We start from the raw sequence: 17,189 nt of genomic DNA, 5'->3' as shown, positions 1-17,189 counted from the left end.
GAATGAAAGTATTATGGAATGATCAAATCGTCGATGAGTCAGAAGTAAAAATCGATCTAGAGGATCGCGGCTATCAATTTGGTGATGGAATTTACGAAGTTATTCGGATTTATGACGGTTATTTCTATATGGAAAAGGAACACTTGGAGCGCTTATGGGTCAGTGCGGAAAAAGTTCGGATGAGCTTGCCTTTTACTCGTGAAGAATTAAGTCGGCGTCTGCATCGCTTAGCAGCTGAGGTTGGTCTGGCGAATGCACGGGTCTATTTTCAAGTAACTCGTGGCACGGCGAAACCGCGTTTGCATGATTTTCCTGATCCTCAAGTAGTTCCGCCGGTTTTAATGGCAGATATTCAGCCTGCTTCGCGCCCAAGTGCGAAACAAGCAATCGGAATTCGGGCTGGTTTAGTCGAAGATAAACGTTGGCTCCATTGTGATATTAAATCAATTAGTTTATTAGGAAATATCATGGCTCTAGATGAAGCACAGCAAAATGGCTACGAAGAGGCGGTGTTGGTTCGAAATGGCTACGTGACTGAAGCCTCGGCATCAAATTTTTGGATGGTGAAAGGCGAAGTACTCTACACGCATCCTGATGGTAATTTAGTATTGCCAGGAATCACTAAAATAAAAATTCGTGAATTAGCTCGTACACTGAATCTAACGCTGAAAGAAGAGGCTTTTACGGTCAAAGAATTATTCGCGGCAGATGAGTGTTTTAAAACGAGTTCTGTTGCTGAAATATTACCCATCGTTGAAATTGACAACCAGCCGATTGGTGATGGGATGCCGGGAAAAGTTACAAAGAAAATTCTTCACGCGTATATTGAAGCGGTTGATTTAGCCGTCCAAGCTCATCGTGAAGAAAAATAAAGCAAGAAGAACATACATGCTCTTGACGAAGTACTCTTCCCCGACTACAATAGTAAATACGTTTAAAATGCTAGGGGAGGGCCTTGGGAATGGAGTTTCAGTTAGATAGCGACTGGCACGTACAGCCGATCAAAGGTGATACAGGGAAAACATATATCGGCTATCGCGACGAAGATCGCGTCTTCATTAAGCGAAATACTACCCCCATGTTGGCGGCCTTATCTCGTGAAGGAATTGCACCAAAACTGGTCTGGATTAAGCGGACAGGTAACGGCGACACATTAACGGCTCAAGAGTGGCTTGACGGTCGCATTCTTGAACCTGAAGAAATCCCCCGACGAAATGACGTGGTGGATGTACTTTATCATTTGCATCACTCGCCTTCATTAAAAATGATGTTAAAAAAAATGGGTGGACGTCAAGTTTCACCGCAGCAGTTATTAGCTGATTATGAAGCTAATTTGCCGACATTGATTGAGCAAAATGGCTTTATCGAACTGGTCTATAATTATTTGAAAAAGAATATTCCAACCTATGCCAAAAAAAATTATACTGTCGTTCATGGCGACGTCAATCATCGAAATTGGTTGGTCTGCTCCAATTACTTGTATTTGGTTGATTGGGATTCAGTGATGTTTGCTGACCCAGCATTTGATATTGGGACGATTTTAGGAAACTATGTGCCACTTTCAAGCTGGAGTAAATGGCTGGTCCGCTACGGGATGCGCCCGACCGATGAAAATATGGAGCGGGTCTATTGGTATGGCTTGATGAGTTTGTTACTCGAAATTGCTCGCCAGTATAAACGTCAGGAATACCACCATATGAATCAATCCATTTTGCAGCTAAAACGAATTTTTGCCGGTAGTTAAGAAAACAAGCCGATGAGCGAATGAAGCATTTTTCCACATTTTGGGAAAAATGCTTCATTTATTGAGTGAACGAACGGGTTTGAATGAAAATAGCGAAATGAAAGAAATAGATTTTTGGAGGAAAACAATGAGAGTAAGAAATCGTCCAGGCGCTGCGGAGATGCTGGCAGCTCGGCCTGAATATGTTGTGCAAGATCCTGAAGCATGGAAAGGTCGTTGGTCAGAACGTTTTGGAAATGACCAGCCGATTCAGATTGAAATCGGCATGGGAAAGGGCCAGTTTATTACAGGGATGGCTGCGGCACATCCGGAAATTAATTATATCGGTATAGAGATGCAAGTGAGTGTTCTCTCAATCGCTTTAGATAAATTAGTCGAAGTCCAACTGCCTAATTTACAACTGTTGCATGTAGATGGTTCTGAATTGACAAATTATTTTGCAGACAGTGAAGTCGATCAAATTTATCTAAACTTCTCTGATCCATGGCCAAAGAAAAAACATGAAAAGCGCCGGTTAACTTCACCGAGCTTTTTAGTGGTGGATGAAAAAATCCTGCGACCAGCTGGAGAGATCCACTTTAAAACCGATAATCAAGGCCTGTTTGAATATTCTTTAAGCAGTTTTTCAAAATACGGCATGACTTTGGAACAAGTTTGGTTAGACTTACATGAAAGTGCTTATGAAGGCAATATCATGACGGAATATGAAGAGAAATTTTCCAATAAAGGTCAGCGGATTTATCGCGTTGAAGCACGGTTCCAAGATAAAACTAAAAAATGAGTTTAAGAAGCTGAACTTTTTAAGGTTCAGCTTTTTTTTTTTTTGCGTATTTTATTTTTGAGGTGGGAGGAATGGAGATTGAACAGCTTTCGAATGAATTGATTGAGTATGGCTTCGAGCATCAGATGCAAGATTTTTATTTATTACCTCGGCGAGAAGAATACCGCTATTTTTTTCGACGCGGCCCCTGCTATGAATATAAAATGACTAATACATCATTGATTAACAATGAACTGGACACAGCAACCGCCTTGCAACTGATTAATCGTTTTAAATACTTGGGTCAAATGGATGTCAGCGAAAAACGCAAAGCTCAGCTCGGCGCAATTTCCTATTCCTTGCCTCATGGCGAGCAACGCTTACGATTGTCGACAGTGGGTGATTATTTACAACAGGAAAGTCTTGTTATTCGCTTTTTACATCAATTTGGTCGTAGTCCAGAAGTCTATCATTTACCAGAACAATTAGCAGTAATTCAAAGCCAATCCAAAAGACGGGGACTTTATTTATTTTGCGGCCCCGTTGGTTCGGGGAAAACAACCCTAATGTACAAATTGGCGCGCGAAATGGTGGGACAGGTGATTACGATTGAAGATCCCGTTGAGATTGAAGAGCCGGATTTTTTACAATTGCAGGTCAATGAAAAGATTCAGCAAAGTTATGATGAGCTGATTAAATTATCGTTACGGCATCATCCGGATGTTTTAATTATTGGCGAGGTTCGTGATAAAAAAACGATTCAAGGTGCTATTCGAGCGGCTTTAACAGGTCATTGTGTGTATGCCACACTGCATGCCGCTAGTTTGGAATCTGCTCAAGCGCGAGTCTTTGAGCTTGGTGGAGAAGCGGCATTATTACAGGAATGTTTGCAAGGAATCGTCTATCAAGAACTTTTACCGGTTGCTGAGACAATCGGGTTATTGACGAGTTATCATTTTTATCAAGAAAATATTCGATTTACTTGGGAAGAAGGATTAAAACGTGTGGCACAAAAGCAAACTAACTAGAAAACAACGAATGAATTTTGCTCGTCTGCTAGGTGATCTGCTAGAAAATGGTTTCAGCCTACAACAGGCAATAGCTTTTTTCAGCAATGCGAATCTTTTTGAAGCGGCTATTTTGAACATCGTTCAACAGGATTTGGCACAAGGAAGATCTTTAGCAGTAAGTTTCACTCAGTTAGACTACTCTAACGATCAAGTCTTGCAGCTCGAGTTGGCAGAATCCCATGGAGATTTAGCCCAGACTTTATTAGGGATTGCGAAACAGATGCGGCTGACACAACAGCAGCGAGAGAATTTTCTCAAAGCAATTTCTTATCCATTGTTGCTATTGCTTTTTTTGATTGTAATTTTATTAGGCATGCGTTTTTTCTTATTACCACAACTTTTAGCTAGTGGCATGATTCGCAGTGGAGATTTTTCTGTCCAATTAATCAAAGCAGTCCCACTCGTTAGTCTAATCCTGCTGGCCTTTTTACTTTTCTTATTATTAGGCTGGCAATCATGGGGAAGACGCCAAAATTATTTAGTGCGGTTTCGTTTTTTAGCCAAGATTCCTTTGGTTGGGACATTATTTAGCAATTATTATTCTGCTTATTTTGCCTTAGAGTGGGGCAAGCTTTTTCAGCAAGGACTTGAATTGCATCAAATCATTGAATGTTTATTGGTCATTGATGGCGAATCATTGATGCAAGAAGTAGCTGCTGATTTGAAAATTCGTCTAGCGCAAGGAAATACTTTAGCGAAGGAATTGCAGCGCTATCCTTTTTTGACGAAAGAATTCAGCCGGATCGTTTTTCAAGGTGAAGCTCGCGGGAATTTAGCGAAAGAATTGCTTACTTACAGTCAATTGGTTTGGCAACGTTTTTTTAATCAGTTGGAGTTTTTATGCTCATGGTTGCAACCCTTCGTCTTCTTGCTTGTTGCGTTATTGATCGTCAGTTTGTATTTAACGATGCTTTTGCCATTGACCAATTTGGAGGGACTACTGTGAAAAAGAAAGCTTCAGGTTTCACTTTGTTGGAAATGTTAGTGGTTCTTTTTATCATCAGCTTGCTTTTGTTACTCTTTGTGCCTAAATTAATGACCCAAAAGGATAGTGCCAGCAAAAAAAGCGATGGAGCGATTGCCAAGGTTGTTGAGACTCAGATAGAAGTCTATGAATTAGATCACGGCAAGAAACCAAGCAGAGAAGAGTTAATCGATGAAGGATATGTCAAAGAAGAACAGTATAAAGCCTATGAACGAGCACAGAAGTAAGAAGCATGCTGGCTTCACTTTGTTTGAGACATTGCTTGTTTTATTTTTAGTTTGCAGTTTCATTTTATTGCCGACAATCGCGTTAAAGCAGTGGCAACAGCAATTAGAAAAGAAATTTTTTTATTATCAATTGGAAAAATCAATCTTGCATCTGCAGCAAGTTGCGATTGCAGATCATCGCGGCACACGGATTGATCTGTATAAAAGTGCGCAACTGATTGTCTTTTTTACCAATCATACAGAATTACCCTGGCGTGAGCTGGAAGTACCTTCCTCGCTCCAATTGGGTAGCAGTTATGCAGTTTTATTTAAAGCCGGTACTGGAAATATTTCTACGAATCAGCCGGGAAATGGTAGTATTCCCAAAATTGTTTTTATCGATGAAGGACAGGCTGTCACCTATCAATTTCAAATGGGAAGTGGACGCTTTGAAAGAAAATAAAGGCTATATTTTATTAGAAAGTTTGATCAGTTTGGCGATTTTGCTGTTAATTGTTTCGAGCTATTTGAAGATAACAATACAGCTTCAACAAGAAGGCCAGAAACGGTTAGCTAATCTGGCCAATTATCGTGATTTATATACCGAGACGCGTCGTTGCCGACTACATGCCCCTAAAGCGACTCTAAATAATTCACAAATTGAAGTTTCCTTTGAGACGGGAACGGCCTTAAATCGTCAAGGAGGAATTGTGATTGAAAGAAAATAGCGGTTTTACGTTATTAGAAAGTATGGTAGCACTGATTATGCTGAGCGGGGTTCTTTTACTACTCGCAGGATTAATTCAACATGCTAACAAAATAGAGCAGAGTTTAAAAGGGTATCATCAATTGGAGTGGGAAATTTACCTTTTGCAACTAGACAATGAGTTGGCGGAGCTTCCGTACATCGAAACGAGTGGCAATGAAATCATTTGTAAAACCGATGCGGAAGAATCAGTTTTTATCCAGCAATTTAAGGATAAAATAATTAAACGTCAATCAGGTGGCTATCAACCTTTACTGACAGGAGTGAAAAAATTTGTTTGCCAAGAAGAAAATCAGGGAGTGGATTTTAGCGTTACTTTTACTGATGGAAAACAGAAAAAGGGGACGTGGATCTTTGAATAGCCATGGCGGAGTCTTGCTCTCTGTCTTACTGGCTATTTTTTTGTTTAGTTTTTTAGTCTTAAATTTAACTACTAGTTATTATCAAACAGCTGATTTGGTTGTACGGACGGAACAATTATACCAAGCAAAAATTGCGAGGGAATTATTTTTAGCTGATTACGTTGAAATGAAAACAAAAAAAGGCACCTGGTCGTTTAATAAAGGTGAAATAGCTTATGAAATTGTACAAGATCAATTAAAAATGACAGTGAAAATTAAAAAAAAAACATATCATTTTTCTGAAAAAATAGCACATCAAACGCGGTAAAGTAACATAGTTAGTGGAATTGATGAAATGACACGGAAAAGTAGATAAGAGATTGTTTTAGGCTGAATTAGGAATTCGATGATAAAAGAAAGAAAGCGATTGATTAATTGAAATATCTTCGCTAAAATAGAACAGGTATTGTGAGTGTTATATTAGTTTGTGAGGTGCGAGATGAATCCAGAGAAAATTGAAACAGCTTTTTCGTTAATGGAAGAAGCAATCATCACATTGCAGCAATCATTAGGAACTTCTTTCTTTGACGCTTACATCGAAAATACGGAGAACTTAGTGGACAATGCCAAAGTACGTGTGATTGATCAGCAACCCAACGAAGCGACAGTGACCCAAATAGAAGCACTGTATCAAGAATTATTAGCATTAGAATTAGGTAAAGAAGATTGGCGGAAATTGACCCAATTAATGCTATTAAAAGGTTCTAAGACAGAAAATTTGCAGCCTAATCATCAATTGACGCCAGATAGCATCGGCTTTTTATTTGTCTTTTTGATTGAGCAATTAACGTTGAGCAAGGATCACCCAATCGCAATTTTAGATATTGCGGTCGGTATAGGGAATTTATTACTGACAACGTTGATTAATCTAGCAGTTGCTGGCTATTCTGTAAAAGGAGTCGGAGTTGATAACGATGAAACGTTATTAGCAATCGCCGCTTCTAATAGTTTATTGATGGAGGAAGAAATCAAATTATTCCATCAAGACAGCTTGCAAGATTTATTAGTCGATCCTGTTGACTATGTAATCGGAGATCTGCCAGTTGGTTATTATCCCAATGATCAGCAAGCAGAAAAATTTGTGACCCATTCGGAAAAAGAACATAGTTATGCGCATCATTTATTGATGGAGCAAGCGATGAATTATGTGAAGCCTGATGGTTTTGGTCTGTTTTTAGTACCAAGCAATTTTCTTGAGACGGAGCAAGGCCCATTATTACAAAAATGGTTGAAGACTGAAGTATTGCTACAAGGAATTATTCAGTTGCCAGATGATTTATTTAAATCAGAACATTCACGCAAAAGTATCTTACTGTTACAGAAAAAAGGTGAGACTGCTGAACAGGTAGAGAAAGTTTTACTTGTTCATTTACCGTCATTAAAAGATCCAGCACAAGTAACAGAATTCTTTAAAAAATTCGAGGACTGGAAGTCTTCTAATTTATAATCCGCTCGAATGAGCCAATAGCTATTTAATATTAAAGGAGAGTTAAAATGTCAAAAACAATTGCAATCAACGCAGGTAGTTCAAGTTTGAAATGGCAGCTTTATCAAATGCCAGAAGAGTCAGTTGTCGCTAAAGGAATCGTGGAACGAATTGGGATTAATGATTCGATTTTTACAATCAAATATGGTGAAGGTCAAAAATTTGAACAAGTCTTAGATATCAAAGACCACGAAGTTGCTGTTCAAATGTTGTTGGATCAATTAATCGAATTAAAGATTATCGCTTCATTTGATGAAATTACCGGTGTTGGTCATCGTGTAGTAGCTGGTGGAGAATACTTCAAAGATTCTGTTGTGATCGATGATGACGTTTTAGCTAAAATTGAAGAATTAAGCGAGTTTGCCCCGTTACACAACCCAGCAAATGCAATGGGAATCAAAGCATTCCGTCATATTTTGCCAAATATTGTGAGTGTTGCGGTATTCGATACTTCTTTCCATGCAACTATGCCTGCAACCAATTATTTATATAGTATTCCTAAAGAGTTTTATGATAAATATGCAGCGCGTAAATATGGTTTCCACGGAACTAGTCATCGCTATGTTTCAGAACGGGCCGCAGAATTATTAGGTAAACCAATTGAAGAAACTAAAATTATCACTGCCCACATCGGAAACGGTGGTTCAGTCACTGCGGTTGAAGGCGGTAAGTCAGTAGATACTTCAATGGGCTTTACACCGTTAGCAGGTTTAACCATGGGTACTCGTTCAGGTGATATCGATGCTTCATTATTACCTTATTTGATGGAAAAAGCCGGTATTAAAGATATCAATGAAATGATCGATGTCTTAAATAAAAAATCAGGCGTGTTAGGCTTAACGGGGATTTCAAGTGACATGCGGGATATCGAACTAGGTGCCGATGAAGGCAATGAAGATGCAATCTTAGCATTAGAAATTTATTGCGATCGAATTCGTAAATACATCGCACAATATATTTCTGTGATGAACGGTGTTGACGCGATTGTCTTTACCGCAGGTGTTGGTGAAAATGCTGATCCTGTCCGCCGGATGGTTTTAGAAAAAATGACTTGGTTTGGTATCGAAATCGACGAAGCCGTTAACAAGAGTATTCACGGCAAAGAAGCGGAGCTTTCAACTGAAAATTCTCGCGTCAAAGTTTACGTGATTCCAACCGATGAAGAAGTAATGATTGCTCGTGATGTACAACGTTTAAGTAAATAAGCTTCCTAGCCTTTTATCAATTTGGTAAAAGGCTTTTTTATCTGTCAGAAAAGGAGTTAGTCAAATTTTTCAAGTGGAGCGACTAAGCGAGCAGCTTTTGACTGTCTTGCTCAGTCGGTCTGCTTATAATTGATACAATCTTTTTTCATAATCCTCTACATAATATCTTAGCTTTTTTCATAATCCTCTACATAATATCTTAGCTTTTTTCTTCCTCGCACAACAATAGTATGGCCTTCTGCTTCGAGTTTCATTTTTTGGGCTTCGATGCCACCAGGAAATTTTGGATTGAGTTCACCGTGTGCTTTCAATGTTCGCCAATAAGGTGTCGGGTCACTAGTGCGTTGTTCGCTAGCTCAAGCGGCAATCGAAATAAAAACACCTGCTGTAATTGGTTCGGTAAAATCAGCTCCATTTTCCTTCGCTAAATATTCCCTAATCGCACCAGTAGTGATAATTTTTCCAGCTGGAATTTTTCTCATAAGTACATCATAAGTTAATGGTGGGGCGAAGTACATTTTGTTTCCACCGTATCGTTTGATGGTAGCTTTGTCAGTAATGATCTGCATTTTTGGCATCCCTTTGTCTTCTTGCAACATCGCATTAAAATCTTTTTGCGCTTCATTTACCATGGGCTGATCCTCCTTAAATTTTTTACTGAGTTGTAGCTAGCCTTTATAACTAGTTTAACGAGGATCAGATAGTCATGCAAGGGGATGTTTTAATTAGAAAAAGTTTTTTTATGAAACTCGGCATAGTAAAAACGAGCAAGACTAAACCAGCAATTTGAAAAGATAACTTAACTTTAGTCTGTTCTTAGTTTGTTTGAAATAAAACTGACATCAAAATGCAATACATTTGTGCTATTTTTGATAAAAAGGGTCTGGGGAGGTTGGCATGACAACAACGTTGATTATTGATCATCCATGGAAAGAAAGTTTTAATCATGGTATTTTAAACCAATTAATCGCTGGTTTGGAACAGGATCAAAAAATTTATCAGGTGATTGATCTAAATAAAGACGGTTTTAACCCGGTGATGTGTGAAGCGGAATTGGCAGGGTATCAAAGTGGCTCAGTCTTGGATCCGTTAGTTTTACACTATATGAACATCTTGCGGGAAACGACTCAACTGGTTTTGATTTTTCCCATCTGGTGGTATTCTTCACCAGCAAGTTTAAAAGGCTTTCTTGATAAAGTATTATTAAATGAATTCGCCTTTTTTGATGGTGGGAATGGCATTCAACCGCTGTTATCCGTCGATTCAGTCGTTGTTTTTACTACCTCAGATCAACCGACAGAACAGTTGGATCAACACTGTACTCGTAGTTACAAGCACCAGTTGACCACGACGTTAGAAGATATTGGTATGCGAAATATTAGTTGGTACCATTTAGGTTCGGTGAAACACTTATCCGCGAATGAACGCCAAGCCCATCTGGATTCGGTTTATGAAAAGCTTTAAAAAGATTTGAGACTCCTTTTTTGTGAGTTTCAAATCTTTTTTTGGATAAATTTTTGAGCAGGTCAACGTAGAATTTAAGCTAATCAGTTCTTTTATTTCAAAAAAATTGTTTAATTTTTTATTGGAAGAGCCGCGAGGGGTCTTGCATGGTGTTCTTTTTACCGATACACTGACTAAGATATAAAAGAAAGAAGAGGGACTTATTTTTTATGAAAAACGAAAAAGTTACAACGCCCAATAAGAGCGATTGGTTTTTACGCTTCATCAAAGGGATGTTCATTGGCTCAGGTTTTATTCTGCCAGGGGTCAGCGGTGGTGCATTGGCTGCTGTGTTTGGAATTTATGAGCGAATCATTTCATTTTTAGCCCACATTACTAAAAATTTCAAAGAGAATCTACTATTTTTCATTCCAGTCGGTTTAGGCGGATTGACTGGTGTTTTCGTGTTATCTTTTGCGGTTAGTTTTTTATTAGGTGAATTTGAAACGATCATGCTCTGGTTCTTTGTCGGTTGTATTATTGGTACGGTCCCGGCATTATGGAAAGAAGCTGGCAAACATGGACGAGGAACGAAAGATTTAGTAATTATGATCGTTAGCTTCGTCGTTGGTTTTTTATTTTTATGGAAAGGCTCGAGCTTGTTTGGAACAGTCGATCAAAACTTCTTCACTTGGATGATTGCAGGTGCTTTGATTGGCTTAGGGCTGATTGTACCAGGATTAAGCCCCTCTAACTTCTTAGTTTATATGGGGATGTATAAGGCAATGGCTGATGGGTTCAAATCGATTGATTTGGGTGTGATCATTCCAATTGGGATTGGTGGATTAGTCACCGTATTGAGTTTATCGAAATTGATGGACTGGGTCTTCAGCCGTTTTTATGCCCCGATGTTTCATTTTATTTTGGGGATCGTCTTTGCCTCAACAGTCATGATTGTGCCGACAGATTATAGCGGAATCGGTCTTTTAGGATTTCTTGGCTGCGGAATTTTATGTCTTCTAGGAGCCGCTTTAGGCTGGTGGATGAGCCGACTAGAAGAACGTTATGTCCCAGAAGATTAAAAAAGATTAACATTTAGGCTTGCAATTTTGATGAGAAGTCTTTAATATGGTGTTAAGCATTTGGAATAGTAATAAATTTTTATGACTGCAGAGAGTTGATTCACCGGCTGAAAGATCAACACGTCCTCTGGAATTTATGAACCTACCAAAGTTGAATGTTGTGAAAACAACACGCGACTCTAGCGTTATTGGAGCTGAAAGTTGGGTCAACAAAGTTTGACCAAGCAAGGTGGTACCGCGAAATTATCCGTTTCGTCCTTACAGAGATGTAGGGATGGAACGGTTTTTTTATTTTATTTTTAGGAGGATGCATGAATGACAAACTTACAAAAAGAAGATTTTTCAAAATGGTATTTACAAACGATTCAAAAAGCAGATTTAATGGATTATTCACCTGTTCGTGGCTGTATTATTTTTAAAGCAGATGGCTGGGAATTATGGGAACATATTCAAGAGGACTTTAACAAATACCTAAAAACTCAAGACATTCGCAATGTCTACTTCCCAATGCTGATTCCTAAACATTTCTTAGAAAAAGAAGAAGAACACGTTGAAGGGTTTGCACCTGAATTACCTTGGCTAACGAAAGTCGGTGACGAAGAATTAGAAGAACCGTATGCTTTACGGCCAACGTCAGAAACATTGATTGGCGATGCCTTTTCTAATTGGATCAATTCTTACCGCGACCTGCCATACGAAATCAATCAATGGGCGAACGTTTTCCGTTGGGAGAAAAAGACGATGCCATTTTTACGGACGTCAGAATTTTTATGGCAAGAAGGTCATACCGCTCATGAATCCGAAGAAAGTGCTCGTGAACGGACGATGAGTATCTTAGAAGCGTATGCGACTTTGATTGAAGATACCTTAGCGATTCCTGTTTACCGTGGACAAAAGACGCCTTCAGAACGTTTTGCTGGAGCGGTCGATACTTATTCTGTAGAGGCAATGATGCGTGACGGGAAAGCCGTCCAAGCAGGAACGTCTCATTACCTTGGTCAAAACTTTGCTGAAGCTTTTGATATTAAATTCTTAAACCGCAGCAACGAGCATGAACATGCTTACACCACTTCATGGGGGATTTCAACTCGTTTGATTGGTTCATTGATCATGGTTCATGGTGATGAACAAGGATTAGTCTTGCCGCCAAAAGTGGCACCAACACAAGTTGTTTTAATTCCAGTGGGTCCTTGGCAAAAGAAACCGGAGATTCTTGATCGCTTGAAAGAATTAAAAGCAGCTTTAGTTCAAAAAGGTCTACGGGTTCGCATTGATACGACTGATAATACACCAGGGTTCAAATTCAACGAATGGGAACTAAAAGGTGCGGCTTTACGAGTGGAATTTGGACCACGCGATTTAGAAAATAATCAAGCGGTTATTAAAATGCGTGATTTAGCAGAAAAAGAATCCGTTTCTTTAGATGGTATTGAAGAGTATATCGAAGCGCAACTTGATGTGATGCAAAAACGTTTATTCGAAAGTGCTAAAAAGCGTTATGGAGCCAATGAACATACTGACATCGATACATTAGATGAGTTGAAGGAACACATCGCAAAATCAAAAGAAGCCGGTGAAGTCCCTGGATTTGTTTTGATTGGTTGGGATGGTACCGAGGAAACCGAAGCTAAGATCAAGGAAGAAACTGGCTTCACGACAAGAAATATTCCATTTAACCCACCGATTGAAAAAACGGTCGATATCGTTAGTGGAAAGCCTGCGAAACACACTGTTTGGATCGCACGTGCATATTAATTTGAGGAAATCCGTCACAGTATCACTTTTAGATAAATAAGTTTTTGCAATTACTGTTTAATCAATCAGCCACCAGTATGCAGGAAAGTAGGGAATTTGATTTCCCAAATAAGTGATCTGTGCGGTTATATTCTTAGAGCCTAGGAAAGTTTTGATAACTTTCCTAGGCTTGTTTTAATGCAATGGCCTCTTAGCATAATGTGGAGGAAACCCATTAGCGACCTGTGAGCTAATGAGTAGTTTCAGTCTGGTATTGGTGCTTTTCTTTTAGAAAAAAACTAGGTAGAATAATTTCAAGTAGAAAGTGAGGCAAGTAGCATGAAAATTGTAGTTTTAGATGGTTACGCCTTGAATCCCGGTGATTTAAGTTGGCAAGGATTTGAAACATTTGGTGAGGTGACGGTTTATGAACGAACTTCATTTACCGATAAAAAGGAAATTATTGAACGAATTGGTGAGGCAGAGGTAGTCTTGACCAACAAGACACCGATCGATGCGGAAGTTTTGGCAGCTGCTCCACAAGTAAAATATATCGGTGTGATGGCCACAGGGTACAATGTGGTTGATCTTGATGCAGCTAGCAAGCGTAAGATACCAGTAACGAATATTCCCGCATACGGAACCGACGCCGTAGCACAATTTACTTTTGCATTGCTATTAGAAATTGTGAACCAAGTAGGCGCCCACAATGCCTCGGTCCATCTGGGAGAGTGGCAAAGTAGCGTCGATTTTACCTATCAAAAAACTCCTTTGATGGAATTGCAAGGAAAAACAATCGGCTTGATCGGGTACGGTGAAATTGCACAAGCAACGGCAGCAATCGCTCAGGCCTTCAAGCTGAAGGTGATTTATTGGAATCACCGGGAAAAAGCTCCGCAAGCTGCTTGGGCGCGACAAGTGTCACTAACTGAACTCTACCAACAAGCTGATATTATCAGTTTACACGTTCCTCAGACGGACGAGACGCAGCAGATGATCAATCAAACGGCCATTAACCAAATGAAAGATGGCGTCATTTTATTAAATAGTGCTCGCGGCGGTCTAATCGATGAAGCGGCAGTTGCCGAAGCGTTGAATGCAGGTAAAATTTATGCGGCTGGCTTAGATGTCGTCTCAAAAGAACCCATGTCCGGGGATAACCCATTATTAAAAGCCAAAAATTGTTTTATTACACCCCATATTGCTTGGCGTCCTTTAGAGACGAGGGAACGCTTGATGGGAATCGCAGTCGATAATTTAGCGGCCTTTCTAGTGGGTCAAGCCAAAAATGTTGTAAATAAGGCCCTGACGGATTAACGTCACGGCCTTTTCTTCTATTTAAAAAGTTGATCGATCTTATCAAAGTCTGTTGTAGAAAGGTGGATGTCGACGGCTTTAGCATTAGCTTCAACTTGATCTGGACGTTTAGCTCCCGGAATCACTACATCGATTTGCGGATGTTTCATATACCAAGCCAAAACTAGTTGTGTCACTGTTGCATCATAATCTTTGGCGAGTGGTTTTAGCTGGTCAACGGTATGGATGATTTTTTTGAAGCGTTCGCCTTTGAAATCGGGATTCTTGCTGCGTAAATCACTATCTTCAAAGTGAGTTTCCTGGTCATATTTTCCGGTCAAAAGACCAGAATCCAATGGGTAGTAGGGAACAAAGCTAATTTCATTGGCTTTTAGGTAAGGAAATAAAGTTTTTTCGTGTTCCCGATGTAGCAAGCTGAAACGATCTTCAACAATATCGACATAGCCATCTTGATTGGCTTCTTTTAATTGGGCTAAGGAGAAATTAGAAACACCGATGGCTCGAATTTTACCTGCGTCTTTTAATTCACGTAAAGCTTGGACTGCTTCATTTTTTGGCGTTGCTTCATCAGGATAATGGATATAGAAAATATCGATATAATCTGTTTGTAGTCTTTGTAAAGCTGTTTCAACAGCCTCCCGCAGAAAATCTGGAGAGTTGTTAAATTTTCCGCCTTGCTTCAAATCGTGGGCCGCTTTCGTTGCTACGATTACACGTGACCGGTCAAACTCTGGCTCTTGCAAAACTTCGCCGATTAATTCTTCCGAGCGACCATGGCCGTAAGCAAAAGCCGTATCTAACAGAGTAAGGCCATTATTAAGTGCTGTGCGAATAATTTCTTTGCCGTTTTCATCTTCTAAATTCGGATAAAGATTGTGTCCGCCGACGGCATTTGTTCCTAAGCCTAAGGCACTGGCATAGACTTGTGATTTTCCAATTCGTACATCTGACATATCGTATTCACTCCTTATTTTTGCTGTTTGATTCAAAGAGTCATTCTATTTTTAGTGTAAGATAAAGTAAAAGAAAAAGCGACTAATCGCATTTAGCTCTCATTTCTGTTTAGAATATCGCTTGACTTTCGAGCTTTTTTTTAGTAGCTTATTAAGAGATAAATACATCAATGAAATATCTATGAAGGAACCAGTAGATTGCACAGAAACGTACAGAAAAAATTGCCTTGGCTGAGAGCAATTTCGTGAGTGATGATTGAAAGACAGTCTGGAGATGAGCGCGTGCAAAGCCGCTCCGTTACGCAAGCGTTAATTGCTAGAGAAAAAGAGCGAGACTCTTTTAAAAAATAGGTGGTACCGCGGAATTTTCGCCCTTGTTCAATTGAACAGGGGCTTTTTTGTGCTCAGCTTTTTGAAAAAGATAATGTTAGTATGGAAGAGCGCGCAATTGCTGTTGGCGTGTTGAGAAAGCCCTCAACGAAACCGTAGCAGAATGATATACGGCTTGAAGATCAGCCTTATTTTTCTGAAAAGAAAAATAAATACATTAGTATGAAAAAGGATGTCAGTTCTGCTTTTTGCAGTTTATAAAGGGACGATAAAGTAATAAAAGAGGGAGCAAAGCAACAGTTAAGGAACTAGCAGAATGATATACGGCTTGAAGATTAGCCTTATTTTTCTGAAAAGAAAAATAAATACATTAGTATGAAAAAGGAGACTTACCATGAGTTATCAACGACCAAAAGGGACCAATGATATTTTACCGGGAGAAAGTGAGAAATGGCAGTTTGTGGAAGAAACGGCGCGTTTAGTCTTTGCTGATTATCAGTATCGCGAAATTCGCACACCGATTTTTGAACATTACGAGGTGATCGCCCGCAGTGTAGGGGATACGACGGATATTGTCTCAAAAGAAATGTATGACTTCCGTGACAAAGGGGATCGCCATGTTACTTTGCGGCCAGAAGGAACAGCACCAATCGTGCGTGCCTATGTTGAAAATAAATTGTATGGTCCGGAATTTAAGAAACCATACAAAGTTTACTATACTGGTCCGATGTTTCGTTATGAACGTCCACAAAAAGGCCGTTTGCGTCAATTTCATCAAATCGGCGTTGAAGCCTTTAGCAGTGAAAATCCAAGCTTAGATGTAGAAGTAATGGCGATGGCAATGGATTTCTTTAAACAATTAGGGATTAATCAATTGCGTTTAGTCATCAATACTTTGGGTGATAAAGAAACACGGACAAATTATCGCCAAGCATTGATTACGTATCTTGAAGCTCATGAAGAAGAATTGAGCGAAGATTCACGTCGACGTTTACATGAAAATCCTCTACGGGTATTAGATAGTAAGGATCGTAAAGATCAACCGATTGTGGCTGATGCACCAAGTATTTTGGATTATCTAAGTGATTATGCTAAAGAATATTTTGCAGGTGTAACGAAAACGTTAGAATACTTGAATATTTCATTTGAAATTGATCATCGAATGGTGCGGGGCTTAGACTATTACAACCACACTATCTTTGAAATTATGAGTGATGCACCGGGAATGGGTGCCCAAACAACGATCTGCGGTGGTGGGCGTTATGATGGTTTAGTCGAAGAACTTGGCGGACCAGAAACACCGGGAATTGGTTTTGCCATGGGAATCGAGCGGATTTTATTAACATTGGAACAAGAAAAAGTCATAATTCCTGATGCGACTAATCTAGATGCCTATGTTGTTGGACTTGGCGATGCCACTAATATGGAAACACTGAAAGTTGTACAAGCAATTCGCGGTTTTGGTTTTTCCGCTGATCGTGACTTTATGGGTCGAAAAGCGAAAGCGCAATTTAAAGCGGCTGATAAAGAGGGCGCTAAGCTAGTTTTGACTTTAGGTGAAGACGAATTAGCTAAAGGCATGATCAATGTTAAAGATTCAGCTACACGAGAAGAAAAAGCTTTTTCATTAGCCGAGCTTTATCAAGATTTTGCTAGGATTTATGATGAAATGACAACACCAAAATTTGATTAATTAAAATGGTAGGA

General features: G+C 39.4%; 19 protein-coding genes. 17 read left to right on the top strand and 2 right to left on the bottom strand.

Annotated features, from left to right (window positions below; translation table 11 throughout):
* Window positions 1-2: 2 nt before the first annotated feature.
* The 12 genes from dat to EP1_RS08310 all read left to right on the top strand — a co-directional run bounded on the left by dat (window position 3) and on the right by EP1_RS08310 (window position 8,623).
* Window positions 3-872, top strand: coding sequence for a D-amino-acid transaminase (dat, locus tag EP1_RS08365; RefSeq protein ID WP_067626362.1), 870 nt, complete (start codon window positions 3-5; stop codon window positions 870-872).
* An 89-nt stretch (window positions 873-961) separates the two neighbouring features.
* The gene (locus tag EP1_RS08360; protein WP_067626360.1) at window positions 962-1,744 is read left to right on the top strand and encodes a phosphotransferase family protein; all 783 of its coding nucleotides are present in this window, start codon (window positions 962-964) and stop codon (window positions 1,742-1,744) included.
* Between the two features lie 127 nt (window positions 1,745-1,871).
* Window positions 1,872-2,525, top strand: coding sequence for a tRNA (guanosine(46)-N7)-methyltransferase TrmB (gene trmB / locus EP1_RS08355; RefSeq protein ID WP_067626357.1), 654 nt, complete (start codon window positions 1,872-1,874; stop codon window positions 2,523-2,525).
* Between the two features lie 71 nt (window positions 2,526-2,596).
* Window positions 2,597-3,532 carry a competence type IV pilus ATPase ComGA gene (gene comGA / locus EP1_RS08350; protein ID WP_067626355.1) on the top strand — a complete coding sequence of 312 codons (936 nt, stop codon included), beginning with the start codon at window positions 2,597-2,599 and terminating at the stop codon, window positions 3,530-3,532.
* Window positions 3,507-4,520, top strand: a complete 1,014-nt coding sequence (gene comGB, locus EP1_RS08345) for a competence type IV pilus assembly protein ComGB (protein WP_067626353.1) — start codon at window positions 3,507-3,509, stop codon at window positions 4,518-4,520. The genes comGA and comGB overlap by 26 nt, the downstream gene beginning before the upstream one ends.
* Window positions 4,517-4,786 (top strand): competence type IV pilus major pilin ComGC, encoded by a 270-nt coding sequence (gene comGC / locus EP1_RS13675; RefSeq protein WP_067626351.1) that lies wholly within the window; start codon window positions 4,517-4,519, stop codon window positions 4,784-4,786. The genes comGB and comGC overlap by 4 nt, the downstream gene beginning before the upstream one ends.
* Window positions 4,767-5,228, top strand: a complete 462-nt coding sequence (comGD, locus tag EP1_RS08335) for a competence type IV pilus minor pilin ComGD (protein ID WP_067626349.1) — start codon at window positions 4,767-4,769, stop codon at window positions 5,226-5,228. The genes comGC and comGD overlap by 20 nt, the downstream gene beginning before the upstream one ends.
* On the top strand, window positions 5,206-5,493 hold the full coding sequence (comGE, locus tag EP1_RS08330; RefSeq protein ID WP_245630597.1) for a competence type IV pilus minor pilin ComGE: 288 nt from the start codon (window positions 5,206-5,208) through the stop codon (window positions 5,491-5,493). The genes comGD and comGE overlap by 23 nt, the downstream gene beginning before the upstream one ends.
* Window positions 5,480-5,893, top strand: coding sequence for a competence type IV pilus minor pilin ComGF (gene comGF / locus EP1_RS08325; protein WP_067626345.1), 414 nt, complete (start codon window positions 5,480-5,482; stop codon window positions 5,891-5,893). The genes comGE and comGF overlap by 14 nt, the downstream gene beginning before the upstream one ends.
* Window positions 5,886-6,200, top strand: coding sequence for a competence type IV pilus minor pilin ComGG (comGG, locus tag EP1_RS08320; RefSeq protein ID WP_245630596.1), 315 nt, complete (start codon window positions 5,886-5,888; stop codon window positions 6,198-6,200). The genes comGF and comGG overlap by 8 nt, the downstream gene beginning before the upstream one ends.
* A gap of 171 nt (window positions 6,201-6,371) precedes the next feature.
* Window positions 6,372-7,379 (top strand): class I SAM-dependent methyltransferase, encoded by a 1,008-nt coding sequence (locus EP1_RS08315; RefSeq protein WP_067626340.1) that lies wholly within the window; start codon window positions 6,372-6,374, stop codon window positions 7,377-7,379.
* A 47-nt stretch (window positions 7,380-7,426) separates the two neighbouring features.
* The gene (locus EP1_RS08310; RefSeq protein WP_067626338.1) at window positions 7,427-8,623 is read left to right on the top strand and encodes an acetate kinase; all 1,197 of its coding nucleotides are present in this window, start codon (window positions 7,427-7,429) and stop codon (window positions 8,621-8,623) included.
* Between the two features lie 356 nt (window positions 8,624-8,979).
* Here the strand turns inward: EP1_RS08310 and EP1_RS13815 are convergent, their stop codons facing one another.
* On the bottom strand, window positions 8,980-9,255 hold the full coding sequence (locus EP1_RS13815; RefSeq protein ID WP_425552605.1) for a hypothetical protein: 276 nt from the start codon (window positions 9,253-9,255) through the stop codon (window positions 8,980-8,982).
* A gap of 265 nt (window positions 9,256-9,520) precedes the next feature.
* On the opposite strand from EP1_RS13815, the gene EP1_RS08300 reads away from it, so the two are divergent.
* The 4 genes from EP1_RS08300 (at window position 9,521) to EP1_RS08285 (ending at window position 14,199) form a co-directional block, all read left to right on the top strand.
* Window positions 9,521-10,087 carry an NAD(P)H-dependent oxidoreductase gene (locus EP1_RS08300; RefSeq protein WP_067626335.1) on the top strand — a complete coding sequence of 189 codons (567 nt, stop codon included), beginning with the start codon at window positions 9,521-9,523 and terminating at the stop codon, window positions 10,085-10,087.
* 209 nt (window positions 10,088-10,296) lie between these two features.
* Window positions 10,297-11,148, top strand: a complete 852-nt coding sequence (locus tag EP1_RS08295; protein ID WP_067626333.1) for a DUF368 domain-containing protein — start codon at window positions 10,297-10,299, stop codon at window positions 11,146-11,148.
* Window positions 11,149-11,463: 315 nt separating this feature from the next.
* A complete protein-coding gene (gene proS / locus EP1_RS08290) occupies window positions 11,464-12,903 on the top strand; it encodes a proline--tRNA ligase (RefSeq protein ID WP_067626331.1) in 1,440 nt (479 codons plus the stop codon).
* 318 nt (window positions 12,904-13,221) lie between these two features.
* Complete coding sequence (locus EP1_RS08285; RefSeq protein ID WP_067626329.1) at window positions 13,222-14,199, top strand: D-2-hydroxyacid dehydrogenase; 978 nt, start codon at window positions 13,222-13,224, stop codon at window positions 14,197-14,199.
* Between the two features lie 17 nt (window positions 14,200-14,216).
* Here the strand turns inward: EP1_RS08285 and EP1_RS08280 are convergent, their stop codons facing one another.
* The gene (locus EP1_RS08280; RefSeq protein WP_067626327.1) at window positions 14,217-15,152 is read right to left on the bottom strand and encodes an aldo/keto reductase; all 936 of its coding nucleotides are present in this window, start codon (window positions 15,150-15,152) and stop codon (window positions 14,217-14,219) included.
* Window positions 15,153-15,876: 724 nt separating this feature from the next.
* Here EP1_RS08280 and hisS point away from each other — a divergent pair.
* Window positions 15,877-17,175: a histidine--tRNA ligase gene (hisS, locus tag EP1_RS08275; protein WP_067626324.1), complete on the top strand. Its 1,299-nt coding sequence runs from the start codon at window positions 15,877-15,879 to the stop codon at window positions 17,173-17,175.
* Window positions 17,176-17,189 lie beyond the last annotated feature (14 nt).

This window comes from Enterococcus pseudoavium NBRC 100491, from assembly GCF_001544295.1.
In the GTDB taxonomy this organism is placed as follows: domain Bacteria; phylum Bacillota; class Bacilli; order Lactobacillales; family Enterococcaceae; genus Enterococcus_A; species Enterococcus_A pseudoavium.
The sequence above is the reverse complement of the archived record's forward strand: the minus strand, read 5'-3'. Positions and strand labels throughout refer to the sequence as shown.

Coding starts and splice junctions, on each gene's coding strand:
- dat (WP_067626362.1), top strand. CDS start 3: ATGAAAGTATTATGGAATGATCAAATCGTCGATGAGTCAGAAGTAAAA.
- EP1_RS08360 (WP_067626360.1), top strand. CDS start 962: ATGGAGTTTCAGTTAGATAGCGACTGGCACGTACAGCCGATCAAAGGT.
- trmB (WP_067626357.1), top strand. CDS start 1,872: ATGAGAGTAAGAAATCGTCCAGGCGCTGCGGAGATGCTGGCAGCTCGG.
- comGA (WP_067626355.1), top strand. CDS start 2,597: ATGGAGATTGAACAGCTTTCGAATGAATTGATTGAGTATGGCTTCGAG.
- comGD (WP_067626349.1), top strand. CDS start 4,767: ATGAACGAGCACAGAAGTAAGAAGCATGCTGGCTTCACTTTGTTTGAG.
- EP1_RS08315 (WP_067626340.1), top strand. CDS start 6,372: ATGAATCCAGAGAAAATTGAAACAGCTTTTTCGTTAATGGAAGAAGCA.
- EP1_RS08310 (WP_067626338.1), top strand. CDS start 7,427: ATGTCAAAAACAATTGCAATCAACGCAGGTAGTTCAAGTTTGAAATGG.
- EP1_RS13815 (WP_425552605.1), bottom strand. CDS start 9,255: ATGGTAAATGAAGCGCAAAAAGATTTTAATGCGATGTTGCAAGAAGAC.
- EP1_RS08300 (WP_067626335.1), top strand. CDS start 9,521: ATGACAACAACGTTGATTATTGATCATCCATGGAAAGAAAGTTTTAAT.
- EP1_RS08295 (WP_067626333.1), top strand. CDS start 10,297: ATGAAAAACGAAAAAGTTACAACGCCCAATAAGAGCGATTGGTTTTTA.
- proS (WP_067626331.1), top strand. CDS start 11,464: ATGACAAACTTACAAAAAGAAGATTTTTCAAAATGGTATTTACAAACG.
- EP1_RS08285 (WP_067626329.1), top strand. CDS start 13,222: ATGAAAATTGTAGTTTTAGATGGTTACGCCTTGAATCCCGGTGATTTA.
- EP1_RS08280 (WP_067626327.1), bottom strand. CDS start 15,152: ATGTCAGATGTACGAATTGGAAAATCACAAGTCTATGCCAGTGCCTTA.
- hisS (WP_067626324.1), top strand. CDS start 15,877: ATGAGTTATCAACGACCAAAAGGGACCAATGATATTTTACCGGGAGAA.